This is a genomic window from Phyllobacterium sp. P5_D12 (genome assembly GCF_054049495.1).
Genome location: NZ_JBFUMG010000557.1, coordinates 1 through 2881 on the forward strand (window position 1 = coordinate 1; position 2881 = coordinate 2881).

Annotated in this window: 2 protein-coding genes; one reads left to right on the forward strand and one right to left on the reverse strand. The window is 53.3% G+C overall.

The genetic code is table 11. The features are described 5' to 3' along the window. The first annotated feature begins 3 nt into the window (after nucleotides 1–3). Nucleotides 4–1101, forward strand: coding sequence for an NAD(P)/FAD-dependent oxidoreductase (locus ACXJ5O_RS23425; RefSeq protein WP_457302002.1), 1098 nt, complete (start codon nucleotides 4–6; stop codon nucleotides 1099–1101). Nucleotides 1102–1297: 196 nt separating this feature from the next. On the opposite strand, the gene ACXJ5O_RS23430 is transcribed toward ACXJ5O_RS23425, so the two are convergent. Next, a complete protein-coding gene (locus tag ACXJ5O_RS23430; protein WP_457302001.1) occupies nucleotides 1298–2413 on the reverse strand; it encodes a porin in 1116 nt (371 codons plus the stop codon). Nucleotides 2414–2881: the final 468 nt, after the last annotated feature.

A 2881-nucleotide genomic window follows, 5' to 3' on the forward strand; every position in this document is an offset into this window, starting at 1 on the left:
CGTGTGGAGTGCCTAATAGCGGGCGGAGGCGTCATCGGGCTGGCGATCGCTCGGGCGTTTGCGCGTCGCGGTATCGAGACTCTGATTGTCGAAGAGGCCGAAACAATCGGAACGGGCACCAGTTCGCGCAACTCCGAGGTTATCCACGCCGGCATCTATTATCCGCAAAACAGCCTGAAAAGCAGGTTATGCATCGACGGTCGAAATGCCCTTTATGCCTTTGCGGAAAGGCACGGGGTTCCGCATTCCCGCTGCGGCAAGCTGATCGTAGCCACAAACGACGTTCAAATTCCGATATTGAATACCATAGCGATAGGAGCGGAAGCGTGCGGTGTTTCTGATCTCCAGCATTTGCCGGAGCTGKAAGCATGCAGACGCGAGCCAGATCTTACGTGTACCGCAGCATTGTTTTCGCCCTCGACGGGCATCATAGACAGCCACAGCTTGATGTTGGCACTGCTGGGTGACGCGCAAGACCACGGCGCGGCGATTTCATTTCGGACCGCCATAGTTTCCGCTGAAACCAACACCGATGGTTTGCGAATAGAAACAATCGAAGCCTCCAATGGACGCACGTTTGAGCTCCAGGCATCCATGTTCATCAATGCGTGCGGTCTGCAGGCACCGGCCATCGCTTCATCCATTGCCGGATTACCGCGACAGTTCATACCTGACAGGCGATTTGCCAAGGGCAACTATTTTTCAGCGACAGGCAAGACGCCGTTCACGCACCTGATCTATCCAGTCCCGGAAGAAGGGGGGTTAGGCGTTCACCTCACGCTTGACCTGGACGGCCGGATGCGGTTCGGCCCCGACGTCGAATGGGTGGAATCGATCGAATACAGTGTCGATCCTAAACGGGCAGACCGTTTCTACGACGAAATCCGTAAATACTGGCCCAACCTCGCCGACGGTTCACTGCAGCCCGCCTATAGCGGCATCAGGCCAAAGCTGACCATCGGAGGCGAATCCATAACGGATTTTGTAATCCAGGGCCCGGCCACACACGGTGTCAAAGGTCTTGTGAACCTTTTTGGTATTGAAAGCCCGGGGCTCACGTCCTGCCTTGCCATCGCAAACCATGTATCGAACATGGTGTGACGTAACCTCTGGACGCGAGACAATGCTATAAAACGAAAACGGTGAGCCGCGGGGCCCACCGTCTCGTGAGAATGAGGCGACTGGAGATCACATCATCACACTCTGGCGTTGCAGTCCTTCTACAGCGCCAAATTAAATCCTGGTTCGGTATAAGAACCCGGGGGCCTAGGCCCCCGGAGCTTTTCGAATCTGGCGCTTAGAAGTTGCGCTGGAAGCGGATCATGCCGCCGAATGCGTCGTCGTCGCCGCCGTTATCGATGGAGGCTGCTTCACGTGCACCGTCGAACTTGGTGTAGTTGATTTCCGGTGTGATCGTGAAACCAGGAACCAGCTCGTAAGCTACGTTAAGAGCGAGAGCGTAAGTGCCTTCGTCTTCCCAGGCAGCCTGCGCGTTGATGGATGCCTTGTCGGTAACCTTGGCGGTGATACCGCCCCAAGCTGCCCAATCGCCTTCCCAGGTACCGAACCAGTTACGGTCATCGAGATCAACTGCGCCTGTATCCGGATCGAAGTTGTTGTCGTAACCGGACTGATAACCACCCATCAAAAATGCGGAGAACATCTCATTGAACTTTACGTCCAAGCGAATCTTGCCAGCGAATTCTTCAACGTTGGAGTCGTAACCGACAACAGCCGATACGCCGCCCCAACCCTGCTCGAACTTCGCACCAGCAAGAACGTGTGGCATGTAGTCTTCGATGACATAGTTGCCGCCGAGGCCGGTAACATTGTCCGAACCCTGTTCAGCACCAATCATTGCGGAGAAACCATTGCCGCCAGTGAAAGTGTAGCTGACCTGGTTGCTTTCGCCGGACTGATAATTGATCACGTCGTCGTTGATAACGTTGCCGGCATAACCGGTCCACGAACCGAAGAGTTCGTCAGCAGCACCGATGCGGAAACCGCCGAGTTCGATCCAGGCCTGTGGCAGCGAACCGCCGTCATCAACACCGTTGCTGTACTGGAAACGGCCCTGGATGTACGAACGCAAAGTGCCGAGTTCGGTTTCTGAGCGGGCATCGAAACGGACTTCACCGCGTGTACGCTTGTACCAGGTTTCGTTACCCTTGGCACCAACGTTCCCACCGCTATAAACGTCGTCGCCACCCTTAGCATCATAACGGACATAGCCGCTGATCTTCAGGCAGGTCTCGGTCCCCGGAATGTAGAAGAAGCCAGCGCCGTATGCGTCGCAAACGCGAACGTATTCGACGGGCTCTGGTTCAGCAACAACGACTGCATCTGCAGCGCGTGCCCCCGAAACTGCAACCAGGGCTGCAGCGGAGCCGATAAGAAGGCTCTTAATGTTCATTGTTGATCTCTCCATATGTGTCTTGTTGACCCGGCGATCTAACTTAACTTTGGCAACAGGGTCAAAGAGCTTATGAGCCAAACCGCCAATCTTGTGCAACTTAAGGTTACAGTGTTGCTGTTTTATCACGAAAACGTGAGCCAAGCGTGAGTCATTGGTCATAAGATGTTGAAAACGAATCATTATTTACGTGAATCTTTGTGATTCTTCAAAAGTTGTTTAATCGTATCAGCCTTCGAGATTTCGGTACTCTGTAATAATTGTTTAATTCAGCCCAACTGTCATAGCACTCTCGTTTTCTGAAACAGGTTCTAAAAGTGTAATTGCTTACATCTGTTTTTGTACTTTACACCTAAAACTAAGGTATAAAGAAAAATACTTGATATCGTAGATAGTGCCCGGACGGCCTATGACGCCTGTCTACAACTCTGCGCATCAAATGCCGCTTAAGATGCGAGCCCGCGGGGG